This window comes from Rhizobacter sp. SG703, assembly GCF_012275445.1.
Taxonomy (GTDB): domain Bacteria; phylum Pseudomonadota; class Gammaproteobacteria; order Burkholderiales; family Burkholderiaceae_C; genus Rhizobacter.
In genome coordinates, this window is record NZ_JAAZQK010000005.1 from 256,314 (window position 1) to 281,680 (window position 25,367).

At 70.6% G+C, this 25,367-nt stretch carries 26 protein-coding genes; 19 read left to right on the forward strand and 7 right to left on the reverse strand.

Features of this window, described 5'->3' with window-relative positions; all coding sequences use genetic code 11:
• The first annotated feature begins 98 nt into the window (after positions 1-98).
• The 11 genes from FHT26_RS11830 to FHT26_RS11880 all read left to right on the forward strand — a co-directional run bounded on the left by FHT26_RS11830 (position 99) and on the right by FHT26_RS11880 (position 9,749).
• The gene (locus FHT26_RS11830; RefSeq protein ID WP_168560332.1) at positions 99-809 is read left to right on the forward strand and encodes an energy transducer TonB; all 711 of its coding nucleotides are present in this window, start codon (positions 99-101) and stop codon (positions 807-809) included.
• Positions 806-1,558, forward strand: coding sequence for a MotA/TolQ/ExbB proton channel family protein (locus tag FHT26_RS11835; protein ID WP_168560333.1), 753 nt, complete (start codon positions 806-808; stop codon positions 1,556-1,558). The genes FHT26_RS11830 and FHT26_RS11835 overlap by 4 nt, the downstream gene beginning before the upstream one ends.
• A 16-nt stretch (positions 1,559-1,574) precedes the next feature.
• The gene (locus FHT26_RS11840) at positions 1,575-2,000 is read left to right on the forward strand and encodes an ExbD/TolR family protein (protein WP_168560334.1); all 426 of its coding nucleotides are present in this window, start codon (positions 1,575-1,577) and stop codon (positions 1,998-2,000) included.
• Complete coding sequence (locus FHT26_RS11845; RefSeq protein ID WP_168560335.1) at positions 1,997-2,167, forward strand: hypothetical protein; 171 nt, start codon at positions 1,997-1,999, stop codon at positions 2,165-2,167. The genes FHT26_RS11840 and FHT26_RS11845 overlap by 4 nt, the downstream gene beginning before the upstream one ends.
• 135 nt (positions 2,168-2,302) lie before the next feature.
• Positions 2,303-4,579, forward strand: coding sequence for a catecholate siderophore receptor Fiu (locus FHT26_RS11850; protein WP_168560336.1), 2,277 nt, complete (start codon positions 2,303-2,305; stop codon positions 4,577-4,579).
• A gap of 5 nt (positions 4,580-4,584) precedes the next feature.
• Positions 4,585-5,265: a Fe2+-dependent dioxygenase gene (locus FHT26_RS11855; protein ID WP_168560337.1), complete on the forward strand. Its 681-nt coding sequence runs from the start codon at positions 4,585-4,587 to the stop codon at positions 5,263-5,265.
• Entirely contained in the window at positions 5,265-5,912 is a 648-nt protein-coding gene (locus FHT26_RS11860; RefSeq protein ID WP_168560338.1) for a PepSY-associated TM helix domain-containing protein, read from the forward strand. The genes FHT26_RS11855 and FHT26_RS11860 overlap by 1 nt, the downstream gene beginning before the upstream one ends.
• 17 nt (positions 5,913-5,929) lie before the next feature.
• Positions 5,930-6,448 (forward strand): DUF2271 domain-containing protein, encoded by a 519-nt coding sequence (locus tag FHT26_RS11865; protein ID WP_168560339.1) that lies wholly within the window; start codon positions 5,930-5,932, stop codon positions 6,446-6,448.
• Between the two features lie 10 nt (positions 6,449-6,458).
• A complete protein-coding gene (locus FHT26_RS11870; RefSeq protein WP_168560340.1) occupies positions 6,459-7,304 on the forward strand; it encodes a DUF4198 domain-containing protein in 846 nt (281 codons plus the stop codon).
• Between the two features lie 8 nt (positions 7,305-7,312).
• A complete protein-coding gene (locus FHT26_RS11875) occupies positions 7,313-8,365 on the forward strand; it encodes an FAD:protein FMN transferase (RefSeq protein WP_168560341.1) in 1,053 nt (350 codons plus the stop codon).
• A gap of 10 nt (positions 8,366-8,375) precedes the next feature.
• The gene (locus FHT26_RS11880; RefSeq protein ID WP_168560342.1) at positions 8,376-9,749 is read left to right on the forward strand and encodes an NADPH cytochrome P450 oxidoreductase family protein; all 1,374 of its coding nucleotides are present in this window, start codon (positions 8,376-8,378) and stop codon (positions 9,747-9,749) included.
• 123 nt (positions 9,750-9,872) lie between these two features.
• Here FHT26_RS11880 and FHT26_RS11885 read toward each other — a convergent pair whose 3' ends face one another.
• Entirely contained in the window at positions 9,873-10,451 is a 579-nt protein-coding gene (locus FHT26_RS11885) for a DJ-1/PfpI family protein (RefSeq protein WP_168560343.1), read from the reverse strand.
• Positions 10,452-10,767: 316 nt separating this feature from the next.
• Between FHT26_RS11885 and FHT26_RS11890 the strand changes: the two genes are divergently transcribed.
• The gene (locus tag FHT26_RS11890) at positions 10,768-11,202 is read left to right on the forward strand and encodes an SWIB/MDM2 domain-containing protein (protein WP_073465225.1); all 435 of its coding nucleotides are present in this window, start codon (positions 10,768-10,770) and stop codon (positions 11,200-11,202) included.
• An 85-nt stretch (positions 11,203-11,287) separates the two neighbouring features.
• Here the strand turns inward: FHT26_RS11890 and FHT26_RS11895 are convergent, their stop codons facing one another.
• Entirely contained in the window at positions 11,288-13,621 is a 2,334-nt protein-coding gene (locus FHT26_RS11895; protein WP_168560344.1) for an ATP-binding protein, read from the reverse strand.
• A gap of 208 nt (positions 13,622-13,829) precedes the next feature.
• On the opposite strand from FHT26_RS11895, the gene FHT26_RS11900 reads away from it, so the two are divergent.
• Positions 13,830-14,375 (forward strand): hypothetical protein, encoded by a 546-nt coding sequence (locus tag FHT26_RS11900; protein ID WP_168560345.1) that lies wholly within the window; start codon positions 13,830-13,832, stop codon positions 14,373-14,375.
• Positions 14,376-14,399: 24 nt separating this feature from the next.
• On the forward strand, positions 14,400-14,558 hold the full coding sequence (locus FHT26_RS11905) for a hypothetical protein (protein ID WP_168560346.1): 159 nt from the start codon (positions 14,400-14,402) through the stop codon (positions 14,556-14,558).
• 99 nt (positions 14,559-14,657) lie between these two features.
• On the opposite strand, the gene FHT26_RS11910 is transcribed toward FHT26_RS11905, so the two are convergent.
• The 4 genes from FHT26_RS11910 to FHT26_RS11925 all read right to left on the reverse strand — a co-directional run bounded on the left by FHT26_RS11910 (position 14,658) and on the right by FHT26_RS11925 (position 20,181).
• The gene (locus FHT26_RS11910) at positions 14,658-15,263 is read right to left on the reverse strand and encodes a DsbA family protein (protein WP_168560347.1); all 606 of its coding nucleotides are present in this window, start codon (positions 15,261-15,263) and stop codon (positions 14,658-14,660) included.
• 67 nt (positions 15,264-15,330) lie between these two features.
• Positions 15,331-18,330: an excinuclease ABC subunit UvrA gene (gene uvrA, locus FHT26_RS11915; RefSeq protein WP_168560348.1), complete on the reverse strand. Its 3,000-nt coding sequence runs from the start codon at positions 18,328-18,330 to the stop codon at positions 15,331-15,333.
• A 100-nt stretch (positions 18,331-18,430) separates the two neighbouring features.
• Positions 18,431-19,552 carry a hypothetical protein gene (locus FHT26_RS11920; protein ID WP_168560349.1) on the reverse strand — a complete coding sequence of 374 codons (1,122 nt, stop codon included), beginning with the start codon at positions 19,550-19,552 and terminating at the stop codon, positions 18,431-18,433.
• Positions 19,549-20,181: a sigma-70 family RNA polymerase sigma factor gene (locus tag FHT26_RS11925; protein ID WP_168560350.1), complete on the reverse strand. Its 633-nt coding sequence runs from the start codon at positions 20,179-20,181 to the stop codon at positions 19,549-19,551. Before FHT26_RS11925 ends, FHT26_RS11920 begins: the two co-directional genes overlap by 4 nt.
• Before the next feature lie 167 nt (positions 20,182-20,348).
• Between FHT26_RS11925 and FHT26_RS11930 the strand changes: the two genes are divergently transcribed.
• Genes FHT26_RS11930 through FHT26_RS11950 form a run of 5 tightly spaced genes read left to right on the forward strand, consistent with a single transcriptional unit; the run spans position 20,349 to position 24,934 of the window.
• On the forward strand, positions 20,349-21,905 hold the full coding sequence (locus FHT26_RS11930) for a vWA domain-containing protein (protein ID WP_168560351.1): 1,557 nt from the start codon (positions 20,349-20,351) through the stop codon (positions 21,903-21,905).
• A 57-nt stretch (positions 21,906-21,962) separates the two neighbouring features.
• Complete coding sequence (locus FHT26_RS11935) at positions 21,963-22,571, forward strand: TetR/AcrR family transcriptional regulator (protein ID WP_168560352.1); 609 nt, start codon at positions 21,963-21,965, stop codon at positions 22,569-22,571.
• Positions 22,572-22,608: 37 nt separating this feature from the next.
• Entirely contained in the window at positions 22,609-23,640 is a 1,032-nt protein-coding gene (locus FHT26_RS11940) for an MBL fold metallo-hydrolase (protein WP_168560353.1), read from the forward strand.
• 53 nt (positions 23,641-23,693) lie between these two features.
• Positions 23,694-24,080 (forward strand): Ig-like domain-containing protein, encoded by a 387-nt coding sequence (locus FHT26_RS11945; RefSeq protein WP_168560354.1) that lies wholly within the window; start codon positions 23,694-23,696, stop codon positions 24,078-24,080.
• Positions 24,080-24,934 (forward strand): MipA/OmpV family protein, encoded by an 855-nt coding sequence (locus FHT26_RS11950; RefSeq protein ID WP_168560355.1) that lies wholly within the window; start codon positions 24,080-24,082, stop codon positions 24,932-24,934. The genes FHT26_RS11945 and FHT26_RS11950 overlap by 1 nt, the downstream gene beginning before the upstream one ends.
• Here the strand turns inward: FHT26_RS11950 and FHT26_RS11955 are convergent, their stop codons facing one another.
• The gene (locus FHT26_RS11955; protein ID WP_168560356.1) at positions 24,935-25,360 is read right to left on the reverse strand and encodes a calponin homology domain-containing protein; all 426 of its coding nucleotides are present in this window, start codon (positions 25,358-25,360) and stop codon (positions 24,935-24,937) included.
• Between the last annotated feature and the right edge of the window lie 7 nt (positions 25,361-25,367).

Consider the following 25,367-nt stretch of genomic DNA (forward strand, 5'->3'; position numbering starts at 1 on the left):
TCGCTTGACGCCAATCAATGAGAATCGTTCTCGTTTGTGTTAAAGTTTTTGAAGCAGTTTGAAGTTGTCCTTCGCCGTACCGTTCTTCGCAACACACCATGCCCGCCGTTCCCGTCTCCGCGACGCCTTCGCCGTTGCCGCCGCTCAGCCGGCGGCCGGTGCGCAGCGACGGGCTGTCGCGGGCGCAATTGCGGGGCGTGGTCGCGGCCATCGCGGCGATCCACCTCGGCGCCGGCTGGGCCATCCTGCAGGTGCCTGCGGTGCGCGAGGCGGTGGTGCAGGCCGCGCCGATCTTCGTCGACCTGATCGCGCCGCCGGCCCCGCCGACGCCGCCGGCTCCCCCGCCGCCGCCGGTCAGGCCGGTGACCCGCACACCGCCGCCGCCGACGCCACTGGTCACCGCCGCGCCATCACCCGCGCCGGCCGCGTTCGTCGCGCCGCCGCCGCCGGTCGAGCTGCCGCCGCCGCCCGCGCCGGTCGCGGTCGAGGCACCTCCCGCGCCGCCTGCGCCACCGGCCCCGCCGAAGCAGATCCCGGCTTCCGCGGTGCGCTACCTGAAGGCTGAGCCGCCCGAGTACCCGCGCGCGTCGAAGCGCCTGAAGGAAGCCGGCAGCGTCGTCGTGCGCGTCTGGATCGACGAGGGCGGCCTGCCGCAGTCGGTGCAGGTCGGCAAGTCGTCCGGCTACCCGCGGCTCGACGAGGCCGCCATCGACGCGGTGCGCAGGTTCCGCTTCGAGCCCTACACCGAGAATGGCCGCCCGAGCGCGGGCTGGGCCCTGATCCCGTTGAATTTCGATATGGAGAAATGACCGTGAATGCAGACGCTGGCTTGGGATTCGGCCACTTCATCGCGCAAAGCGATGCGGTGGGCAAGACGCTGCTCGGCATCCTGGTGCTGATGTCGATCGCGTCCTGGGTGATCATCGTGATCAAGGGCCTGTCGCTGGTCTCGCGCCGCCGCCACAGCCAGAGCTTCCTGAATTTCTTCTGGAACGCGACCTCGCTCGAGGCCGTCGCCAACGAGATCACCACGCACGGCGTGCACGACCCGTTCTCGCACCTGACCAGCCATGCAATGCATGCGCAGGCCCACCATGCGAAGTACGGCGCCGCCAAGCTCGAAGAGGCCGGCACCTCGGGCGAATTCGTCACGCGCACCATCAAGAAGGTGCTCGACGAAGAAACCACGCGGCTCGAGAACGGCCTCGCGATGCTGGCCACCGTCGGCGCCACCGCGCCTTTCGTCGGGCTGTTCGGCACCGTCTGGGGCGTCTACCACGCGCTGGTCGCGATCGGCATGAGCGGCGCCGGCACGCTGGACAAGGTCGCCGGCCCGGTCGGCGAGGCGCTGATCATGACCGGCCTGGGCCTCGCGGTCGCGATCCCCGCGGTGATGGGCTACAACTGGCTGACACGCGCCAACCGCGTGATGTCGTCCAAGCTCGATGCCTTCGCGTACGAGCTGCACACCTTCGTGTCGATGGGCCAGCCGCTCGGCAACGAAGCCGCCCAGCCGGCCAACGTGCGCGCACTGGCCTCGCGGCCGGTCGCCGCCTGACGCGAGACCGCAAGCCATGGCATTCGCCAGTTTCGATTCGAAGAACGCCGGCGCGCCGATGGCGGAGATCAACATGGTCCCGCTGATCGACGTGATGCTGGTGCTGCTGGTGATCTTCATCATCACCGCGCCGCTGCTGACCAATGCCGTCAAGCTGGAGCTGCCGAAGGCGAGCTCGCAGGTCAACCAGTCGCCGGCCGACAAGGTCGAGTTTGCGATCGACGCCGGCGGCCTGCTGTACTGGAACGGCGAGCTCGTCACCCGCCCCGAGGCGCGCAAGCGCTTCGCCGCCGAAAGCGGCAAGCAGCCGCAGCCCGAGATCCACCTGCGCGCCGACCAGGCGGTGGCGTACCGCTATGTGGCGCAGACGCTGGCCGATGCATCGAAGGCCGGCCTGACGAAGGTCGGCTTCGTCAGCGAGCCGGAAGCGGCGCAGCCATGAACGACCGCGCAACGCTGCGGCTGTGGGGCTGGCCGGTGGCACTGGCGGTGCTGAGCGCCGTCGGGCTGCTGTCTGCGCTGCTGGGCGACGGCGCGTGGGACGCGCTGTCGTGGGCCGCGCTCGGCCTGCCGACCGGCGTCGCGGGCTGGCACGCGCTGAGGCACTGAACCGACCGATTTCTCCATCCAGCCGGCGCCGGTCTCGGGCCGGCTGTTTTTACGAATCCCCGTTTTCACGAATCCCCTGTCCCCGCCAGCCACCGCGCGAGCCACGACAACAACAAACCCCACCAGGAGCACCCCTTGGCCTACATCAAGAGCCGCAAGCACGCGGCGAGCAAGACATCCGCGTTGGCCCAGATCGGCCTGATGGCCGTCGCGCTGCCGGTCGCCGCGCAGACCGCAGCGGTCGCCGACGCCCCGAAGAAGCCCGACGCCCCCGAAACCACGCTGCCCGCGCTGCGCGTCACCGGCCAGTCCGGCAGCGAGTTCAAGGCCGACAACGCGTCGAGCCCGAAGTTCACGCAGCCGCTGCTCGACACGCCGCAGACCATCACGGTGATCAAGAAGGAAGTGCTGCAGCAGCAGGTCGCGACCACGCTGGCCGAGGCGCTGCGCAACACCCCGGGCATCACGATGCAGCTCGGCGAGAACGGCAACACCACGACCGGCGACTCGATCTTCATGCGCGGCTTCGACACGACGAACAGCATCTTCGTCGACGGCATCCGCGACCTGGGCAACATCTCGCGCGACGTGTTCAACGTCGAGCAGGTCGAGGTGATCAAGGGCCCGTCGGGGTCCGACAACGGCCGCGGCGCGTCGTCGGGCTACGTCAACCTGGTGTCGAAGACCGCCGGCCGCGAGGCCTTCGACAACGGCACGCTGACGGTCGGCACCGCCAGCCGCGTGCGCGCCACGGCCGACCTGAACCGGCCGCTGGACCTCGGCATCCCGGGCTCGGCGCTGCGCCTGAACGTGCTCGCGCAGGACTACGGCACGCCCGGCCGCGACGAGGTCAAGAGCAAGCGCTTCGGCTTCGCGCCGTCGCTGGTACTGGGCCTCGGCACGCCGACGCGCACGACCTTCAACTACCTGTACGTCGACCAGAAGAACGTGCCGGACGGCGGCGTGTCGACCTTCGGCGTGTCGGACTGGAAGCCAGCGGCGAACATGCAGACCGGCGCGCCGGTCGACTCGAAGAACTTCTACGGGTCGACCGACGATTTCGACGACGTCACGCTGCACATGTTCACCGCGCGCATCGAGCACGACCTGTCGGCCGGCACCACGCTGCGCAACACGACGCGCCTGGGCCACACCGAGCAGGACTTCGTGCTGACCGGCGTCAATGCCGTGACCTCGCCCACCGGCACCGACCCCGCCACCTGGACCGTCGCGCGCACCCGCCAGGGCCGCCACCAGACCAACGAGATCCTGACCAACCAGACCAACCTGAGCACCGAGTTCAAGACCGGCGGCATCGGGCATTCGCTGTCGACCGGCTTCGAGTTCATCTACGAGCGCCAGAACCAGCAGAACCTGGTGGTCAGCGGCACCCAGAAGGCGGCCAACCTGTACCACCCGAGCACCGGCGACGCATTCCAGCCGCTGGTCAGCAACGGCGCGTACACCAAGGGCAGCACGCTGAGCGCGGCCGCCTATGCGTTCGACACGCTGAAATTCTCGGAGCAGTGGCTGCTCAACGGCGGCCTGCGCTGGGAGAAGTTCCACACCGAGACGAACAGCGCCGCCCTCAACAACGCGACGCCGGCGGTGCTGGTGCAGAACCCGCCGCTCGGGCTGACCGACAACCTGCTGAGCTGGAAGGCCGGCGCGCTGTTCAAGCCGACGCAGGACGGCAGCGTCTACCTGACGGTGTCGAATTCCTACCAGCCGCCGGGCGGCGCGAACTTTTCGCTGAACGTCTCGAGCACCAACCAGGCGAGCCCGAGCACCGATCCGCAGGAAGGCAGCAACATCGAGCTCGGCACCAAGTGGGACCTGTTCGGCGGCAAGCTGGCGGCCACCGCGGCGATCTACCGCAGCGAGAACAAGAACGAGCTGGTCTCCGACGGTGCCCCGGTGCCGACCTTCACCCAGGTCGGCAAGCGCCGCGTCGACGGTGTCGAGCTCGGCCTGGTCGGCCAGGTGACGCCGGCGTTGAACCTGAGCGCGGGCGTGGCCTACATGGACCCGAAGATCATCCGCGGCGTGCCGGCCGGCACCAGCGCGAACAACGGCGGCCTGATCGTCTACTCGCCGAAGGTGACCTTCAGCTCGTGGGCCTCGTACAAGGCGCTCGACAAGCTGACCGTCGGCGGCGGCGTGCGCTATGTCGACACCGTCGCGCGCACCAGCAACCTCGCCCCCGGCACCACGCCCAACCTGATCAACACCGAGTCGTACACGGTGGCTGATGCGATGGTGGCGTACGACCTCAGCAAGAACGTCTCGCTGCAGCTGAACGTCAACAACCTGTTCGACAAGGAGTACGTCGCATCGGTCAACAATGGCGGCTCGCGCTACAAGCCGGGCGAACCGCGCAACGCACTGCTGAGCGCCAACTTCAGGTACTGATCGTCATGATGCTCCACGTGCCCGGCGTGCTGACGCCGTCCCAGGTCGCCGAGATCCGCGAGGCCGTCGATGCGGCCGACTGGAACGACGGCCGAGAGACGGTCGGTGCGCAGGGTGCGCAGGTCAAGCGCAACCGCCAGCTGCCCGAGGCCGGGCCGCTGACGCAGCGCTTCGGCGCCGTCATCCTGAAGGCGCTGGAGGCGAATCCGCTGTTCGTCTCGGCCGCGCTGCCGCTGCGCTACGTGCCGCCGCTGTTCAACCGCTACGAAGGCGGCGAGCAGTACGGCCTGCACGTCGACGGCGCGGTGCGCGGCGTGCCGGGCACGAGCCTGCGGCTGCGCACCGACCTGTCGTGCACGCTGTTCCTGAGCGAACCGGGCGACTACGACGGCGGCGAGCTGGAGGTGATGGACACCTACGGCGCGCACGAGGTCAAGCTGCCGGCCGGCGACCTGGTCCTCTACCCGTCGAGCAGCCTGCACCGCGTGCTGCCGGTCACGCGCGGCGCGCGCGTCTGCTCGTTCTTCTGGCTGCAGAGCCTAGTGCGCGACGACGCGCAGCGCGGCATGCTGTTCGAGCTCGACCAGGCGATCCAGCGGCTGCGCGAGCGCCATGGCGACACCGCCGAGCTGCTCGCGCTGACCGGCCACTATCACAACCTGCTGCGGATGTGGTCCGAGGTCTGATGGACTCCGCAGCACCGGCGAAGCATGCGACGGCCCCCGCGCCGCAGCGCGCCTACTGGCTGAAGACGCTGCACCAGTGGCACTGGATCAGCTCGGCGCTGAGCCTGGTCGGCCTGCTGCTGTTCACCGTCACCGGTTTCACGCTGAACCATGCCTCGCAGATCGAAGCGAGGCCGCAGGTCGCGAAGCGCGCGGCACAGGTGCCGCCGGCGCTGCTGCCGCTGGTCACCGCGACGCCGGCAGACGACAAGCAGCCGCTGCCGCCGGCGCTGGCCGCCTGGGTCGAGCAATCGCTCGCCATCGAGGTGGCCGGCCGCGCGGCCGAATGGTCGGCCGAAGAGATCTACCTGTCGCTGCCGCGCCCCGGCGGCGACGCCTGGCTGCGCATCGACCGCGCCGCCGGCGCGCTGGACTACGAGCGCACCGACCGCGGCTGGATCTCGTACCTGAACGACCTGCACAAGGGCCGCCACACCGGCACCGCCTGGAGCTGGTTCATCGACGTGTTCGCCGCGTCGTGCCTGGTGTTCTCGGTGACCGGGCTGTTCATCCTGAAGATGCATGCCGCCAAGCGCCCGAGCACCTGGCCGGTGGTGGCCGGCGGCCTGGTGCTGCCGCTGCTGCTGGCGATCCTGTTCATCCACTGATTTGCAGAAGGACCCCGATGAAACTGAGCTATTCGATGGCGATGGGCGCGGCCGCCGCGCTGGCCGCGCCGGCCTTCGCGGCCGATGCGACCCTGAAGCTGGAGCTGCCGCAGCTGAGCGTGGCCGAGTACCACAAGCCCTATGTGGCGGTGTGGGTCGAGAAGGCGTCGGACCAGGGCTTCGCGTCCAACGTCGCGCTCTGGTACGACCTGAAGAAGCGCGACAACGGCGGCGCGAAGTGGCTGAAGGACATGCGCACCTGGTGGCGCAAGAGCGGGCGCGAGCTGCAGACGCCGATCGACGGCGTCACCGCGGCGACCCGCGCGCCGGGCGAGCATGTGATCGGCCTGTCGGCCGCGAAGGGGCTGGCCGCGCTGCCGCCGGGCAACTACCAGCTGGTGGTCGAGGCGGCGCGCGAGAACGGCGGCCGCGAGGTGGTGCGCCTGCCGTTCGACTGGCCGGTGAAGGCGCCGCAGACCGCGAAGGCGCAGGGCGAGCATGAGCTCGGCGCCGTGGCGCTCGAACTGAAACCCTGAGGAGCCGCGCATGAAGACCCTTCATCGAATGAACCTCGCGCTGCTTGCCGCGGTCGCGTCGGCCACGCTGCTGCCCGGTGCCGCGCAGGCGCATCGCACCTGGCTGGTGCCGTCGGCCACCGTCGTCAGCGGCCGCGACGCCGCCGTCACGGTCGACGCCGCGGTCTCCGAAGACCTGTTCGAGTACGACACCAACGCGTTGGCGCTGGACAAGCTCAGCGTCGTCGCGCCCGACGGCAGCCTGGTCACGCCCGAGAACCTCAGCACCGCGCGCCGCCGCAGCAGCTTCGACGTGAGGCTCGCGCAGCCGGGCACCTACCGCATCGTCAACAGCAGCGAGAGCGTGTTCGCGAACTACAAGCTGAACGGCGAGCCGAAGCGCTGGCGCGGTGCCGCCGAGGCGATGGCCAAGGAGATCCCGGCCGACGCGAAGGAGCTGCAGGTCACGCGCATGCAGAGCCGGGTCGAGACCTGGGTCAGCAATGACGCGAAGGGCGAGCAGGGCGACAAGCCGGCCACCGACAAGGCCTTCGCACCGCAAGGCAGCGGCCTCGAGTTCATCCCGCTGACCGCGCCGACCGACCTGAGCGCCGGCGACAGCTCCAGCTTCCGCGTGCTGCTCGACGGCAAGCCCGCTGCCAACCTCGACGTGACGATCCTGCGCGGCGGCAACCGCTACCGCTACAAGCTCGGCGAGATCGCGCTGAAGACCGACGCGCAAGGCCAGTTCAGCGTCAAGTGGCCGGAGGCCGGGCGCTACTGGATCGGCGTCAGCCACAGCGTGCGCGCGGCCGAAGGCACGCCGCCGACGCGCCGCGTGAACGCCAGCGCGACGGTCGAAGTGCTGCCGCAGTAAAGGCGACGATGCAGACGGTGCGGGTGCTGGTCCCGCAGCGCATCGCGACCCGTGCGCCGGCGCTCGGCGCGCAGGTGCACGCGCTGCAGGGCGTCACGATGGGCACGAGTTGGTCGGTGCGCGTCGCCGGCCCGCGCGCCCTCGACCTCGCGCGGGTGGCGCAGGCGATCCAGCAGGAGCTGGACCTCGTCGTCGCGCAGATGAGCCCATGGGAAGCGGGCTCGGACATCAGCCGCTTCAACCGGGCGCCGGCCGGCAGCTGGCACACGTTGCCCGAGGCCTTTGCCGAGGTGCTGGATGAGGCGATGCAGGTCGCGCGCGACAGCGACGGCGCCTACGACCCGACCGCCGGCGCGCTGGTCGACGCCTGGGGCTTCGGGCCGCGGCAGCGCCACGACGAGCCCGGTTTCATGCCGCCCGGCGAGGTGGCGGTGCAGGCGGCGCGGGCCGTCAGCGGCTGGCCGCGGCTGCAGACCGGCCTGCGTGGCGTGCGGCAACCCGGCGGCCTGCGGCTGGACCTGTCGGCGATTGCGAAAGGCCATGCGGTCGATCGCGTCGTGCAGCGGCTCGCGCGTGCATTCGGGCTCGACGACGTGCTGGTCGAGGTCGGCGGCGAGCTGCGCGGCGAGGGCGTCAAGCCCGACGGGCAGCCGTGGTGGGTCGCGCTGGAACCGGTACCGTGCTGGCAAGACGGCGCATGGCAACTCGATGCCGATTCCGGATCGACGCCGACGCCGATCTCGACGCGGATTGCGCTGCACGGCCTCGCCGTCGCGACCTCGGGCGACCACCGGCGCTTCTTCACGCACGATGACCGCCGCTACCCGCACACGATCGACCCGCGCACCGGCCGGCCGATAAACCACGGCGTGGCGGTCGTGACGGTGCTCGACGCGTCGTGCATGCGTGCGGATGCGCTGTCGACGGCGCTGACGGTGATGGGACCGCAGGCCGGCCTGCCGTGGGCCGCGCAGCGCGGCATCGCGGCCTTGATCGTCACGCGGCGCGCCGACGGCGGGCTCGACGAACACGTCACGCCGGCCTTCGCGGCGCTGGCGTGACGTCGCGCGCATGAACCCGACCTCGCGCGCGCTGGCGGCGGCCGCGGTGGCGCTCGCCTACCTCGCGTTCTGCGCCTTCATCGCCTGGCGCGAACGACGCCGGCGCGGCGCGGCATCGCGCGACGCCGCCGCGCTCGACCATGCCGACGCGAGCGCCGCGCCGGTGCTGGTCGCGTTCGCGAGCCAGACCGGCTTCGCCGAACAGCTCGCGTGGCAGAGCGCGCGGCTGCTGCACACCGCCGGCGTGCCGGTGCGGCTGCTGCCGCTCGGCGAATTGCGGCCCGACGAGCTCGCGCGCACCGAGCGGGCGCTGTTCATCGTCAGCACCTACGGCGAGGGCGACGCGCCAGATGCGGCCTCGGCCTTCGCGCGCCACATGGCCGACGGCGGCCAGCCGCTGCCGCGGCTGCACCATGCGGTGCTGGCGCTCGGCGACCGCAGCTATGCGCAGTTCTGCGCCTTCGGCCGCCGGCTCGACGGCTGGCTGCAGGTGCAGGGCGCGACGCCGCTGTTCGAGCGCATCGAACTCGACAACGAGGATGCGGCGGCGCTGAAGCAGTGGCAGCAGCAGGTCGCCCACCTCGCCGGCACCGTCGACCTGCCCGACTGGCAGGCCCCCGGCTTCGACGACTGGCGGCTGGTTGCACGGCATGTGCTGAACGACGGCAGCAGCGCCGCGCCGGTCTGTCACCTGGAACTGGAGCCGGCCGACGGCACGCCGCTGCCCGCGTGGCAGGCCGGCGACCTGGTGCAGGTGCAGGCGCCGGCCGACCCGCAGCGGCCGCGGGAGTACACGATCGCGTCGGTGCCTTCGGCGGGCCGGCTGCACCTGATGGTGCGGCAGGAGCGGCATGCGGATGGCAGCCTCGGCGTCGCGTCGGGCTGGCTGACCGCGCAGCTGCAGCCGGGCGATCGGGTGCCGCTGCGGCTGCGCGCGCACGGCAGTTTCCGCATCGGCGACAACGCGGCGCGCCCGCTGGTGCTGATCGGCAACGGTACCGGCCTGGCGGGCCTGCGCGCCCACCTGATGGCCCGCGCGGCCCAGCCGGCACCGGCGGCCTGCTGGCTGTTGTTCGGCGAGCGCCAGGCGGCGCATGACGCGCATTACGCGGCCGACACCGAACGCTGGCGGGCCGACGGCGTGCTCGCGCAGGTCGACCGGGTGTTCTCGCGCGACCAGCCGGCGCGCCGCCATGTTCAGCACCGCGTGCTGGAAGAAGCCGAGCGGCTGCGCGACTGGGTGGCCGGCGGCGCCGCGATCTACGTGTGCGGCAGCCTGGCCGGCATGGCCGCCGGCGTCGACGACGCACTCGCGCAGGTGCTCGGCGCGGCGCAGCTCGCGGCGCTGGCCGACGCCGGCCGCTACCGCCGCGACGTCTATTGAATCATCGCCCCGCCAGCCCGGAGCAAGCGCAGCGAAGCGATCATCAAGCCACGCCCCAGGATCCGGCTCCGCCGGGCCGAGGGGCGGCGCCCCTTGGGGGCAGGAGCGCAGCGACAGGGGGGCTCAATTCTCGATGCGCGTGCCGAGCACCGCGAGGAACTGCGACAGCCAGGCCGCGTGCGCCGGCCAGGCCGGTGCGGTGACGAGCTTGCCGTCGGTCACCGCCTGGTCGACCTCGATGGCCGCATAGCTCGCACCCGCCAGCTCCACCTCGGCCGCGCATGCGGGGTAGGCGGACACGCGCTTGCCACGGATCACACCGGCCGCCGCGAGCAGCTGCGCGCCGTGGCACACCGCGGCAATCGGCTTGTCGGCGCGCGAGAAGTGCTGCACCAGCGCGATTACCTGCTTGTTCATGCGCAGGTACTCCGGCGCGCGGCCGCCCGGAATCAAGAGCGCGTCGTAGTCCTCGCCCTTCACCGATGCGAACGTCGCGTTCAGCGTGAAGCGGTGGCCGGGCTTCTCGGAGTAGGTCTGCTGGCCCTCGAAATCGTGCACCGCGGTCATCACGAAATCGCCGGCCTGCTTGTCCGGACAGGCCGCATGCACCGTGTGGCCGACCATCTGCAGCGCCTGGAACGGCACCATGGTCTCGTAGTCCTCGGCGTAGTCGCCGACCAGCATCAGGATCTTCTTGCCCATCGTTCGTCTCCTTCGACAGAGAACGGCGACGCACCATGCGAGGCCGTCGACACGCATTCTGCGAGCGTTCGATGCGCAGCGCGAATGCCCCTCGACGGCACGTGTCGAGCACCTCGGGAGCACGCAGATGAGGCTCACAGGCGACAAAACATCGCGCGAAGGCGCATGAATGCGTGTTTCACCTATGAAAACTGCTTCTCAATGCAGCACTCTCGCAGTAGTATTCGCTCCGCACGTGGACCTGGAGAACCGAGAGCTCATGCGGCTCTCACCCAACCCGGGCACATCAACAACGTTATTGATGGAGAAATTCAACATGGCAACTGCGAAACCGCCCGCTCGGAAAGCGGCTCCTGCAAAGAAAGCGGCACCGGCCAAGAAGGCTGCACCCGCGAAGAAGGTAGCGGCCAAGAAGGCCGCCCCGGCCAAGAAGGCCGCTCCCGCCAAGAAGGCAGCGCCGGCCAAGAAGGCCGCCGCGAAGAAGGCCGCTCCGGCCAAGAAGCGCACCCCGAACGCTGCCTTCATGAAGGCCATGACCCCGAGCCCGACGCTGGCTGCCGTGATCGGCGCCAACCCGCTGCCGCGCACGGAAGTGACCAAGAAGGTGTGGGAGTACATCAAGAAGAACGACCTGCAGGACAAGGCCAAGCGCACGATGATCAACGCCGACGCCAAGCTGAAGGAAATCTTCAAGAAGGCCCAGGTCTCGATGTTCGAGATGACCAAGCTGATCAACGGCCACCTGAAGTAATCAGGTTCCGTTCACCTCAAAAAACCGGCGCATGCGCCGGTTTTTTTCATGGTGAATGACGACCCCTCGGCCCGGGGCTTCGATCTCATCCAGACGCCATTGCCTTGGCCACGGCATCCAGCACGCGCGCCACGTTGATCGGCTTGGTCCAGTAGTCGTCGAAACCGGCCGCGAGCGCAGCGTCGATCTGCGGCTGCATCGCGTCGGCCGACAGCGCGATGCAGCGCAGGCCGGCGGTGCGCGCATCGGTGCGCAGCTGGCGGATCAGCGCGATGCCGCCGGTGTCCGGCAGGTTCATGTCGATCAGCAGCAGGTCCGGAGCCTGCTCGCGCGCTGCCTTGAAGCCGGCGGCGCCGTCGTTGGCGACGCTCAGCCGCCACTGCGGGCGGCCCTTGAAGACCTCCTGCATCAGCATCACGTTCAGCGGCTCGTCCTCGATGTACAGCACGTGCTTCTGCGCCGCGGCGGGTGCCGCCGCGGGCGTGGCCGGCGGCGCGGCGGCACCGGGCCCCGGCATGGCACGGCCGGCCGGCAGCAGCAGCGTGAAGGTCGAGCCCTCGCCCGGCGTGCTGCGCAACAGCAGCTCGCCCTGCATCGCGGCCGCCAGCGTGCGTGCGATCACGAGGCCCAGGCCGCTGCCTTCGATGCGGCGCTGATCGGCGCCGAGCCGGTTGAACGGCTGGAACAGCTGCAGCTGCTGCGCGGTCGACAGCCCCTCGCCCTCGTCGCGCACCGCCACCGCGACGCGTTCGCCGTCGTGCTGCAGCGCGAGCTCCACGGTGCCGCCGGGGCGGTTGTACTTGATCGCGTTCGACAGCAGGTTCAACAGCACCTGCTCGACCGCGCGCGCATCGGCGGTCGCCCAGCAGCCGCCCGGACACTGCGGTGCGAGCAGCCGGATGCCGGCGTTGTCGGCCAGCGGCTGGATCATCGCGAGGCAGCTGCCGGCCGCGGCGACGAGGTCGACCGGCGCCGGCTTCAGCGAGAAATCCTCCTGCTCGATGCGCGCCAGGTTCAGCACGTCGTTGATCAGTTCCAGCAGGTGGCGGCCGGCGTGCATCACGCTGTCGATGCGGCGCCGCTGGTCGGGCGCGAGCGGGTGCAGCCGGTCCAGCGACATCAGCTGCGCGAAGCCGAGGATGCCGTTCAGCGGCGTGCGCAGCTCATGGCTCACGCGCGACAGGAACTCGCTCTTCGCGCGGTTCGCCTGCTCGGCGGCCTGCTTGTCGCGGCGCAGTTGTTCCAGCGCGGCCTGCTGCGTGATGTCGCGGCAGGTGCCGACCAGCCCGTCGACGCGGCCGGCGGCATCGTGCGTGCAGCGCGCGAAGAGCTCGAGCGTGGCCGGCAACTCGTCGGGCCGCAGCAGCCGGTAGCGGGTCTCCAGCCGGCCGTCGGTGGCCAGCGCGCGCTGCACTGCGGCCTCGGTCGCCGCCCGGTCGTCGGGGTGCACCGCGGCCATGAAATCGCGCAGCGTGTAGTGCGCCAGCGGCCACGGCTGGCCGTGGTTCGCGCAGGCGCGCCGGTCGAAGCTGACTTCGCCGCTCGCCAGCGCGTACTGCGCCACGCCGATGCCCGCTGCCTCGGCGGCCATGCTCCAGCGCTCCTCGCTGCCGCGCAGCGCGATCTCGGCCTGCTTCTGCGCGGTGGTGTCGGCGGTGAAGCCGTGCCACAGCGTCGAGCCGTCGGCCAGCCGCTCGGGCGTCGCGCGCGTCTCCATCCAGCGCACGCTGCCGTCGTCGCGCACGATGCGGTAGCTGCGCTGCCAGGGCGACAACGTGCGTGCCGAGGCCTCGATGCTGTCGAGATAGCCGCGCTGGTCGTCCGGGTGCAGCAGCCGGAACGGCACGGTCGGGTCGCCGCCATTGCCGTCGTGCGGCGGCTCCACGCCGAACAGCTCGCGCGAGGCATCGCTCGCGTAGGGGTAGCTGACCGTGCCGTCGGGGTGCAGCTGGAACTGGAAGATCACGCCCGGCACCTGCGACGACAGCTTGCGCAGCAGCTCGGCCTGCGCATGCGCCTGGCGCTCGGCGGCGATGTGCATCGACACGTCGCGTGCGGTGCCGCGGTAGCCGGAGAACTGCCCCTGCGCATCGAACACCGGCACTGCGCTGCGCGAGATCTGCAGCACGCCGCGGCCGGTGTGCTTGTCGGTCAGCACGCGGGTGATCGGCCGGTGCTCCTGCAGCAGCTGGTGAAAGCTGCGACCGCCGGGCAGCGGGTGGGCGAGCTCGTCGAGCAGCGGCGAATCGGCGATCTGCTGGCCGATGATCGACTGCGGCGGCAGCCCGGTGATGGCCTCGAACGCACCCGAGACCCAGGTGTAGCGCAACTGCGCATCGGTCTCCCACATCCAATCGCCCGAGGCGCGCGCGAAATCCAGCAGGCGCGCGCGCTCCAGGTCGGGCGAAGGAGGGTGCATGGCCGGGATTGTCGGGCAGCGCCGTGCGGCACTCAAGGCGCGTCAACCCGCGCGGCGCCATCGTCGGCAGCTTGTCACGCCACCCTCGTGCACGGCTGTAGGGCATCTCCCACACCCGCATCTTGGTTTGTCCGGCAGACCGCGGAGGGCGCCCTGCCTAAGCTTGCGGCACCGGCTTCAGGCCATTCCCTGTCGAGGAGATATCAAGATGACCAAGCAACAATCGCTGTCGTGCATCACCGCCGCCGTCGCCGCCCTGGTGTTCGGCACCGGCGCCTTCGCCGCCGACAAGACCGCCTACGACCAGGCCAAGGCCTCGGCGAAATCGACTTATGAAGCGGCGCACAAGCAGTGCGAATCGATGTCGGGCAACGCCAAGGACATCTGCGTGGCCGAAGCGAAGGCGGCCCGCGTGAAGACCGAGGCGATGGCCGAGGCCGACTACAAGGGCACCGCGAAGGCGACCTACAAGGCGAAGGAAGACATCGCCGAGGCCGAGTACAAGCTCGCGAAGGAACGCTGCGACGACAAGGCCGGCAACGAGAAGGACGTCTGCGTGAAGGAAGCCAAGGCCGCCGAGACCAAGGCCAAGGCCGATGCGAAGGCCGAGCGCGACACCAAGAAGGCCAACGCCGAAGCCACCGACGACAAGAAGACGGCGGCCTACAAGGCTGAAGCCGAGAAGTGCGACTCGCTGGCCGGCGACGCGAAGACAGCTTGCGTGAACAGCGCGAAGGCCAAGTACAACATGTGATCCCGTGGACCGGAGACCCCCGCCATGAGCTTCTTCATCGCTGCAACCATCACCGTCGTCACGGCGGTCGGTCTCCTGGTCGCGTTGATCGCGCTGCTGCTGCAGCCGAACGTCGAGGAGTTGATCCAGGGCAACTGGGTCACCGATGCGTCGGACGCCGAAGGCAGCGCGGTCCGTCAATGACGACCCCTCGCCCGGCGGGTACGCCGGGCGGTCCCCGAGGGAACGGCGGGCCTGCTCGGGAGCGGTCCGGCGCTCGGCCCGCGCACGCCTGACGGACGCTCAGCCCTGCTGGAGCCGCCGCTGCACGAAATCGAGCCGGTCCTGTCCCCAGAAGATCTCGCCGTCGATCACGTAGCTCGGCGCACCGAACACGCCGGCATTGATCGCCGCTTCCGAATCCTGTTCGTAGCGTTCGTGCACCGCCTGCGAGTGCGCATCGTCCATGCGCTGCGCCGGCAGGCCCTGCTCGTTCACGATCGCCTGCAGCACTGCCAGGTCGGCGATGTTGCGCTCCTCGACCCACACCGCCCGCAGCACCGCCGTCGTGATGCGCAACGCCGCCTCCGTGCCGTCCTTCATGTCGACCGCGATGATCAACTGCGAGGCATCGTCGCTGTTGACCGGGAAGTACTTCGGCTGCAGGTTGATCGGCTGGTTCAGCCAGGCGCTGAAGCGCTTCAGCTCGACCAGGCGGTACGCCTGGCGCTGCGGTGCCCGCTTGGCGAGCGGCAGGCCGCCCGACACCGGGAACACCTTGCCGCCCAGGTCGACCGGCAGCACGTTGACCTTGGCACCCGCGGCCGCCGCGATCTCGCAGAAGCGCTGGTGGCCCAGGTAGGTATAGGGCGAGTGCGGGGACAGGTAGTAGTCGACAGTCAGGCTCACGGCAGGCTCCTCGGGAAGGGCTGCAGTCTAGCCACGTCCGGTGACGCCGTTGCTGCGGGTGTTCCCGTCACTCGGCCAGCAGGGGCTTCAGGTACTGCCCGGTGAAGCTGGCCGGGTTTGCTGCTATGTCTTCCGGCGTGCCGCTCGCCACCACCGTGCCGCCCCCGGCGCCGCCCTCGGGACCCATGTCGATGAGCCAGTCGGCGGTCTTGATGACGTCCAGGTTGTGCTCGATCACGACGATGGTGTTGCCGGCGTCGCGCAACTGGTGCAGCACCCGCAGCAGCAGGTCGATGTCGGCGAAATGCAGCCCGGTGGTCGGCTCGTCGAGGATGTACAGCGTGCGACCGGTGTCGCGCTTGGACAGCTCCAGCGCCAGCTTGACGCGTTGCGCCTCGCCGCCCGACAGCGTGGTTGCGCTCTGGCCGAGCCGCACGTAGCCGAGGCCGACGTCGAGCAGCGTCTGCAGCTTGCGCGCGATGTTGGGCACCGCGTTGAAGTACGCATGCGCGTCCTCCACCGTCATCTCCAGCACCTCGGTGATGTTGCGGCCCTTGTAGAGCACCTCCAGCGTCTCGCGGTTGTAGCGCTTGCCGTGGCACACGTCGCAGGGCACGTAGACGTCGGGCAGGAAGTGCATCTCGACCTTCAGCACGCCGTCGCCCTGGCAGGCCTCGCAGCGGCCGCCGGCCACGTTGAAGCTGAAGCGACCGGCGCCGTAGCCGCGCTCCTTCGCGGTGTTCATTTCGGCGAACAACTCGCGGATCGGCGTGAACAACCCGGTGTAGGTGGCCGGGTTGCTGCGCGGCGTGCGGCCGATCGGGCTCTGGTCGACATTGATGACCTTGTCGAACACGTCGAGCCCGTCGATGCTGTCGTGCGCCTCCGGCTCGGCATGGCTGCCGTACAGCTTGCGCGCGACCGCGGCATACAAGGTGTCGTTGACCAGCGTGCTCTTGCCCGAGCCGGACACGCCGGTCACGCAGGTCAGCAACCCGACCGGGATCTCGACCGTCACGCCCTTGAGGTTGTTGCCGCGCGCGTTGACGATGCGCAGCGACTGCGGCCCGGCGTCGTCGTCCTTGCGGTCCTGCAACCGGTGGCGCCTGGCCGGCACCGCGATGCGCAGCGTGCGCGACAGGTAGCGGCCGGTCAGCGAATCGGCGCTGGCCGCCACCGCGTCGGGCGTGCCCTGCGCGATCACGTGGCCGCCGTGCACGCCGGCGCCCGGGCCCATGTCGATCACGTGGTCGGCGGCGCGGATCGCGTCTTCGTCATGCTCGACCACCAGCACGCTGTTGCCGATGTCGCGCAGGTCGCGCAGCGTTCCGATCAGGCGGTCGTTGTCGCGCTGGTGCAGGCCGATGCTCGGCTCGTCGAGCACGTACATCACGCCGGTCAGCCCCGAGCCGATCTGGCTGGCCAGCCGGATGCGCTGCGCCTCGCCGCCCGACAGGGTGTCGGCGCTGCGGTCCAGGCTCAGGTAGTTCAGCCCGACGTCGTTCAGGAACTTCAACCGCGAGCGGATCTCGCGCACCACCTTGTCGGCGATCTCGGCCTTGGCTCCGCGCAGCCGCAGGCTGCCGAAGTAGTGCAGGCATTCGCGCAGCGTGAAGTGCTCGACGCGGTAGATCGGCTCGCCCTTCTTGTTGCCGGCGTCGCTGCCCGCGTGGTCGTCTTCACCCTGCAGGAACACGTTGCGCGCCTCGCGCCGCAGCCGCGTGCCTTCGCAGTCGGGGCAGGGGCGGGCGGCTTGGTAGCGGGCCAGGTCCTCGCGCACCGCGGCGGAGTCGGTTTCCTTGTAGCGCCGCTCGAAGGTCGGGATGATCCCTTCGAACGGGTGCATGCGCTTGACGCTGCGCGGCTTGCCCTTCGCGCTGCCGCTGCCTTCGCCTTCGTAGACGAACGCGATGTCCTCGTCGCCGGAGCCGTACAGCAGCACCTGCTGCCCCTGTTTCGGCAGGTCCTCGAACGGCTGGTCGATGTCGAACTTGTAGTGCTTGGCGACGCTCTCGAGCAGCGAGAAGGTGTAGCCGTTGCGGCGGTCCCAGCCCTTGACCGCGCCGCTGGCCAGGCTCAGCGACGGGAAGGCGACGACGCGCTCCGGGTCGAACGCGGTCACCAGGCCCAGCCCGTCGCAGCTCGGGCACGCGCCGACCGGCGAGTTGAACGAGAACAGCCGCGGCTCCAGCTCGCTCAGCGAGTAGCTGCAGATCGGGCAGGCGAACTTGCTGGAGAACAGGTGCTCGCGGCCATGGTCCATCTCGAGTGCCATCGCGCGGCCCTGCGCGATGCGCAGCGCGGCCTCGAAGCTTTCGGCCAGGCGCTGGCGCAGCCCGCTGGCGGCGGCGTCGGGCTGCACCTTCACGCGGTCGATCACGACGTCGATGTCGTGCTTCTCGGCCTTCTTCAGCTTCGGCAGCTCGGCGGCCTCGTGCGTCTGGCCGTCGATGCGGAAGCGCACGTAGCCCTGGGCCTGCATCTCGGCGAACAGGTCGGTGAACTCGCCCTTGCGGTCGCGCACCACCGGCGCCAGCACCATCAGCCTGGTCTCTTCGGGCAGCGCGAGCACGGTGTCGACCATCTGGCTGACGCTCTGCGCCTGCAGCGGCACGTGGTGGTCGGGGCAGAACGGCGTGCCGGCGCGCGCATACAGCAGGCGCAGGTAGTCGTGGATCTCGGTGACGGTGCCGACGGTGGAGCGCGGGTTGTGGCTGGTCGCCTTCTGCTCGATGCTGATCGCCGGGCTCAGCCCCTCGATCACGTCGACGTCGGGCTTGTCCATCAGCTGCAGGAACTGGCGCGCATAGGCGCTCAGGCTCTCGACGTAGCGCCGGTGGCCCTCGGCATACAGCGTGTCGAACGCGAGGCTCGACTTGCCCGAGCCGCTCAGCCCGGTGATCACCACCAGCTTGTTGCGCGGGATGTCGAGGTCGATGTTCTTCAGGTTGTGCGTGCGGGCGCCGCGCACGCGGATCAGCGGCTGCTCGATCGAGGCGTCCGTGGGGGGCGTGGTCGCGGCAGGAGTGGCCGGAACAGGAGGAGCGGGAGGTCGGGGCGCGGGCATCGGGTCGCAGGCACGAAACCGGACATCATAAAGGCCCAAGGTTTCATGCGGTGGTCCAGGTTCACCGCCGATCCGGGGATGCGGGCAGATCTGCCGCCCGTCAGGGCGTCGCCGCTTCCAGCGCCTGCCGCAGCGCTGCGAGCGTCGCCGCATCCAGCGGCGCGTGCCATGTCTCGCCGACATCGCGCCGCTCCCACACCAACGCATCGTCGGCGATCTGCAGGCGTTGCGTGACCTCGCCGTCGCGCAGCAGCTGCAGCTCGGTGCCCGGCGCCGGGCGGACGTTGCCGAGGCTCTGCCAGCGTCCTCGCGATGCGGCGTCCAGGCGGCCGAGCCACTGGCTCACGGCGTTGTCGAACGGGTGCTGCGGGCCGCCGGGGCGCTGCCAGTACCAGTGCGTCGCGTCGCCGGCGATCTGCTGGCGCAACTGCGCGATGGCCGGACCGCCGGCCGCGCCGGCCTTCAAGCCGGCCGGCGCGGCCGCGTCGGGGACCACGGACAGCGAGGCCGGTGCGGCCGCCTTGGCCGGGGCGACGCGCACCCGGCGATCGGCGGTGTCGTCGCTGCGCTCGCGGCTCTCGTCGCGGCTGCGTTCGCTCAGGGCGCCGGCCGCGGCGGCAGGCGGCGGCGCAGGCGGGGCTGCGGCCGGCGCGGGTGCCGGTGCTGGCGCCGTCGGTCGCGGCATCTGCAGCGTCGATTCCTCGGCCACGATGCGCGGGTCGGTGGCCGTGTCGCGACGCGGGGCGTCTTGCGCCTGCCGTGGCGCTGCGGGCGGCTGCTTCGGCTTTTCGGTGCGCACCGATGGCGCGGGTGCCGGCGCGGCCGCCCCCGCGATCGATGCGTCGGCGTCCTTCTTCTTCTCCAGCGCCGGGGATGCCGGCTCAGCGGCCGGTGCGGCCGGCGCCTGCACCGCGGCGCGCGGCGGCAGGGCCTCTTCCGGCGGGCGCTCGCGCCACAGCAGGCCGGCGAAACCGATCACCACGACACCGGCCAGCGCACCGGCAAAGCGCGGGCTGCCGATCCACTGCCACAGCCGCCGTGGCCACGACGGTGCCGCTGCCGCCGCCTGGCGGCCCTCGCGCGCCTTCGCCTGCGCCTCTCGCAGGATCAGGTCGCGCAGCGCCGCCGGCGCCGCGGCGTCGGCATCCGGCGCATGGCGCAGCGCCTGCCGCAGGTGGCGGTCGCGTTCGACGTCGTGCTCGGTGCCTGCCGGGTCGCTCATCGCGAAGCCTCCGTGCCGTTCAGCGGCGCGAGGTACGCGCCCATGCAACTGCGCAGCTTGCTCATCGCATAGCGCAGCCGCGTCTTCGCGGTCTCGAAGCCGACCTCCAGCGTGCGTGCCACGTCGGCCAGCGGCAGCTCGTCGTCGTGGTGCAGCAGGAAGGCGCTGCGCTGCGGCAGCGGCAGCTCCTCCAGGCAGGCCAGCAGGCGCTCGCCGGCGCGGCGCCAGAACGCGATGTCCTCACCCTGCGGCGCCGGCCACTGCTGCCACGGCACGCCGTTCGCCGCGTCGGGCTCCCAAGGCGCGTCGTCGTCATCGGTCGTGATCGACACCTCGCGGCCGCTGCGCCGCCACACGTCGATCACGCGGTGGTGCGCCAGCGTGAACAGCCAGGTGCGAAAGCTCGCGCCCTGCGGTTGCCAGCTGGCGCGGGCGTTGACGACGCGCAGCCAGGTGTCCTGGAAGACCTCGTCGGCCTGCGCTGCGAGCGCGCTGCCGAGCAGCCGGCGCACGAAGCGGTACAGCCCGGCCTGGTGGCGGCTGTACAGGGCTTCGAAGGCGGCCGCGTCGCCGCGCGCATAGGCACTCATCAGATGATCGTCGTCGATGGTGTCGGGGCCGGGTTGCATGGCATGGCAGTCTGCCTGATACCGACGGTGTTACGCGCGGCAGCACGCAACGGGGTGAAACGGAGGAGAAAGGGCGGCGCCGCCAAAAGAATCGCAGGCGGTTCACCCCGTCGCACCGCCTGCCGCGTGTCAGTCCGGGTCACGTTCCGACAACCCTGGAGACCCGCATGGACACGATGAAGACCCCGCGCCGCACGCTGACCTCGGTGCTGATCGCCTCGCTGCTGCTGGCCGCCTGCGCCGGCAGCCTGGACGGCAATGTCGCGCAAGCCGCCGAACCCTGGCCGCCGGTCTGGCAGGACGCCGCACTGCCGCTCGACGACGCGCCGCCCGCCTTCACGCCGCCGTCCGCGACCAGCTGCCACCGCCTGCCGGCGATGCGCGAAGTGCCCGGCGGTGCCGGCCAATCCGGCAACCGGCACCTGGGCCGCGCCGAACGCCTCGAGCGCGATGCGATGAAGAGCGATTCGAGGGCTGAAGCGAAGGCCGCGCCGGAGCGGCGCGACGCGCCGGCGATGGCGGCCGGTTCGGTGGCCGATGCGCTGCGCGAGCGGGCGCCGGCCGCGGTCGCACCCGCTGCACGGCCCTCCGGGGACGCGAGCACGTCGTTCGCGCCGGAGCCCTGGCCGGCCCCGCCCGCACCGCAACCGACGATGCCGCGTCCGGCGCGCGAGACCGTCACCGCCGGCATGGTCGACGACAACGCCGACTTCGGCGAGTACCTCGCGTACCGGCAGCGCAACGCCGGCCTGCCGGTGCGCGAGCGCGACATCAGCGAGCGTTACCTGCTCGAGGTGACCGATGCGCAGGGCGATCCGGTGCACGACGCCGAGGTCGCGGTCCAGCGCGCCGGCGTCGCGCAGCCGCTGATGTGGGCGCGGACCGACACCGCCGGCCGCGTGTGGCTGCACCCCCGGGCCTTCCTTCCCCGCGACGGCCAGGGCGGGCAGGGCGACCGGGTGCTCGGTATCGCGGTGCGCAAGAACGGCGTGCTCGGCCGCGCCCAGCTGCAACGCGGCCAGGCCAGCGCGGTGCAGGTGCGGCTCGGCCAGCCGGTGGCCGCGCAGCGTCCGCGGCTCGACCTGGTCTTCATGGTCGACGCGACCGGCTCGATGGGCGACGAGATCGCGAAGCTGAAGCACTCGATGCACGCGATGGCGCAGCAGATCGCGCAGCTGCCGCTGCAGCCCGACGTCTGCTGGGGACTGGTGGCCTACCGCGACCGCGGCGATGCGTTCCTGACGCGCACGCAGGACTTCACCGACGACCTGCGCGGCTTCCAGCAGGTGCTCGGCCAGCTGCAGGCGGATGGCGGCGGCGACACGCCGGAGGCGCTGAACGAAGCGCTGCACGAGGTGGTGCACGGCCTGAGCTGGCGGCGCGACGCGGCCCGCATGGTGGTGCTGGTGGCCGACGCGCCGCCGCACCTGGACTACGGCGGCCCGCAGTACGACACCGACATGCAGGCCGCGCTCGCAAAGGGCATCAAGCTGTTCGCGGTCGGTGCGAGCGGGCTCGATCCGGTCGGCGAGTACATCTACCGGCAGATCGCGCAGTACACCGCCGGGCGCTTCGTGTTCCTGACCTACCGCGACGGCGCCGACCCGGCCAGCGGACCCGGCACGCAGACGACGCACGACGTGAAGCAGTACTCGGTGCAGACGCTGGACCGGCTGGTCGTGAAGCTGGTGGGGGATGAGCTGGCGAAGCTGAAGCGTACTTGACAATATGTGCACATGATGTAAAGTTGATGCAACCGATCAACTTGCATCGACTGCGTCATGCCCCCCGAGACCCTTGAGCCGACCAGCGCGCGCCGCGAAGCCCTGCTGCAGGCCGCGGCCGGCGTCTTCCTGCGCTACGGCTACCGCAAGACCTCGATGGACGACCTGGCGCGCGCCGCCGACCTGTCGCGCCAGGGCCTGTACCTGCACTTCGCCAACAAGGAGGCGCTGTTCAAGGAGGTGGTCGTGCAGCTGATCGGCCAGAGCCGCGCCACGATGCGCGCGGCGCTGGCGCGCGACGAGCTGCCGATCGAGGAGCGGCTGCTCGTCGCCTTCATGGCGCTGAAGTCGCAGGCCGACGGTACCGAGCTGCCGCAGGAGCACCTGGCCGAGCTGTTCGCGACGGCCACCCAACTGGTCGGCCCGGTGCTCGACGAGCTGGAGCAGGCGATGGTCGCCGACCTGTCGCGCGCGTTGACGTCGAGCGGTGTCGCCGCCTCCTGGAAAGACGCCGGTGTCAGCGCGAAGGACCTGGCGCTGCACCTGTCCGCCGCATCGCACGGCATCAAGCACCACGCCCGCAGCACCGCCGAGTACCGCGAGCGGATGCGCGTCGCGATCCGGCTGGTGTGCCGCGTACCCGTCGCCGCGCCGGCGCGCCGCTGAGCGCCCACGCTGTTTCCTTCACCGGAGTGATCCCGTCATGAGTTCCGCCACCCTCTGCCCCCGCCGCACCGCAGCGGCCGACCACACGACGTCGCCGCAGCACCGCGACGGCAAGTTCCGCAACGTCGTGCCCCGGCAATCGCCCGGCTTCCTGAAGACGCTCGGCATCGCCTGGCGCGTGCTGACGAGCAAGCCCGACACCACGGTGCCGCGCGCGCCGATCCCGGTGCAGGCGCTCAGCGCCGCGGCGCTCGCCGACGCGCCCGATGCCAGCCTGTTCCGGCTCGGCCATTCGACGCTGCTGCTGAAGCTGGCCGGCGAGTTCTGGCTCACCGACCCGGTGTTCTCCGAGCGCGCGTCGCCGGTGCAGTGGGCCGGCCCGAAGCGCTTCCATGCGCCGCCGATCGACATCGACGGGCTGCCGCCGATCAAGGGCGTGATCCTGTCGCACGACCACTTCGACCACCTCGACCACGACGCGATCCTGCAGCTCGCGCCGAAGGTGGAGGTGTTCGTCACGCCGCTGGGCGTCGGCGACCGGCTGACCGCCTGGGGCATCGATGCCGCGAAGGTGCGCCAGCTCGACTGGTGGCAGCAGACCAGCGTGCACGGTGTGCAACTCGTCGCCACGCCGGCGCAGCATTTCTCGGGCCGCAGCCTGCGCGACGGCGACAGCACGCTGTGGGCCTCGTGGGTGATCGTCGCCGGCGACCTGCGCCTGTTCTTCAGCGGCGACACCGGCTACCACGCCGACTTCAAGACCATCGGCGACCGCTTCGGTCCGTTCGACGTGACGCTGCTGGAGACCGGTGCCTATGACCAGCAGTGGCCCGAGGTGCACATGCAGCCCGAAGAGACGCTGCAGGCCCACCTCGACCTGCGCGGGCGCTGGCTGATGCCGGTGCACAACGGCACCTTCGACCTTGCGATGCACCCGTGGCACGAGCCGTTCGACCGCATCCTCGACCTGGCCGCGGCGCACGGCGTGCGGCTGGCCACGCCGGAGATGGGCGAGCGGCTGTCGCTGGACGCGCCGCACCCCGGCCAGCGCTGGTGGACCGCGGTGTGAGGTCGTCGGCCGGCGCGGTGCCGCGCGCGCGACGAGCGGGGTAGCATCCGCGGATGCGACGATCTGCCCTTCTGTCCGCTGCATCCGCCACCCTGCTGACCGCCTGCGGCGGCGGCTTCTATGTCGAATGGAGCGACGGCTTCGACAGCGACGGCCCGCCGAGCGTGCAGCTCGTCGCGTCGTCGACCTCGGTGCAGGCCGGCGGCTCGGTGCAGCTGTCGGCCGCGGCCAGCGACCAGAGCGGCATCGACGAGGTGCGCTTCTACCGCCTCGACGGCAGCCGCGCGGTGCTGCTGGGCGGCGACAGTTTCCCGCCGTACGAATGGACGCTGACCGGCCCGACCGACGGCCGCAGCACGGTGCGCGTCTATGCGCGGGCGGTCGACAACCATGGCCATGCCGCCGACAGCAGCGTGCTGAGCCTGGACGTGACGCCCTGATGCGCCGGCTGTCGCGGGTCCTCTCCATCCTCCTGATCCTGGCCGCCTCGTTCGCTCACGCGCAGCAGGCCGATGCGCCGCCCGCGAAGGTCGAGGCCACGCCGAGCGGCAAGCCGCTGTGGGAGATCGGCGTCGGCGGCGTCGCGGTCAACGGCCCCGACTACCCGGCGGCCGGCACGCGCCATTCGCGCGTCGCGCCGGTGCCGATCTTCGTGTACCGCGGCGAGCGCCTGCGCGTCGACGAAGACGGCGTGCGCAGCCGGCTGTTCGCCGGCGGGCGGCTCGAACTCGACCTGTCCGGCGCGGCCGCCTTCAATGCACGCGACAACGACGCGCGGCGCGGCATGCCCGGCCTCGACTACCTGTTCGAACTGGGCCCGCAGCTGCGCTGGCGCCTGCCGCTGGACGACGGGCAGCAGGTCAGCGCCCACCTGAAGGCACGCGCGGTGTTCTCGACCGACGGCCGCCGCATCGACCGCCATGGCAGCGTCGTCGAACCCGAGCTGCGCTGGCAGCGACGCGGTTGGCCCGACAGCGAGAGCCAGGTGCAGCTCAGCGTCGTCAGCACCTGGGCCAGCGAAGCGCTGCACGACTACTTCTACCAGGTGGATCCACGCTACGCGACCGCACAGAGGCCGAGCTACGACGCGACGGCCGGCTACTTCGGCAGCGGCCTGCGTGCGTGGTGGTCACGGCGCATCGCAACCGACACCGTGCTGAGCCTCGGGGCTTCGCTGAACCAGCACGGCGGCGCAGCCAATCGCGCGAGCCCGCTTTTCGAGCGCAGCAGCACCGCGAGCTTCGCGGCGGCGCTGATCTGGACGCCGTGGCACAGCGAGCAGCGCGTGCCCTGATCAGAACTCCAGCATCAGGTGCAGCACGTGCGAGCCGATGCGTTTTTCGACGCGCGGAATGAACGCGATGCGCGCCGTCACGCCTTGCACGGTGAACAGCGACACCGTCGGCACGAACAGCGGCTGCACCGCATGGTCGTAGCCGGTCACGCCGCCCATCGTCACGCCGAAGCGGCCGTGCTCCAGCGTGTAGCCGGCGTAGACGCTGTTGCGGCGCAGCGAGTTGTGATAGGCGCCGATCGTCCAGTTGTCGTCGCTGCGGTAGTAGGCACCGGGGTTCGAGTTGTTGTAGCGCTTCGCCGGGATGTGCTTGCTCGCGATGTGCAGGCCCCAGCTCTCGGCCGATGCCGCGGGAGTGAATGCCGCCACGGCCAGGCCGACCAGGGCGCAAAGGCGTGCAGCGTTGGAGAGGCGGGGCAGGAACATGGGCGGC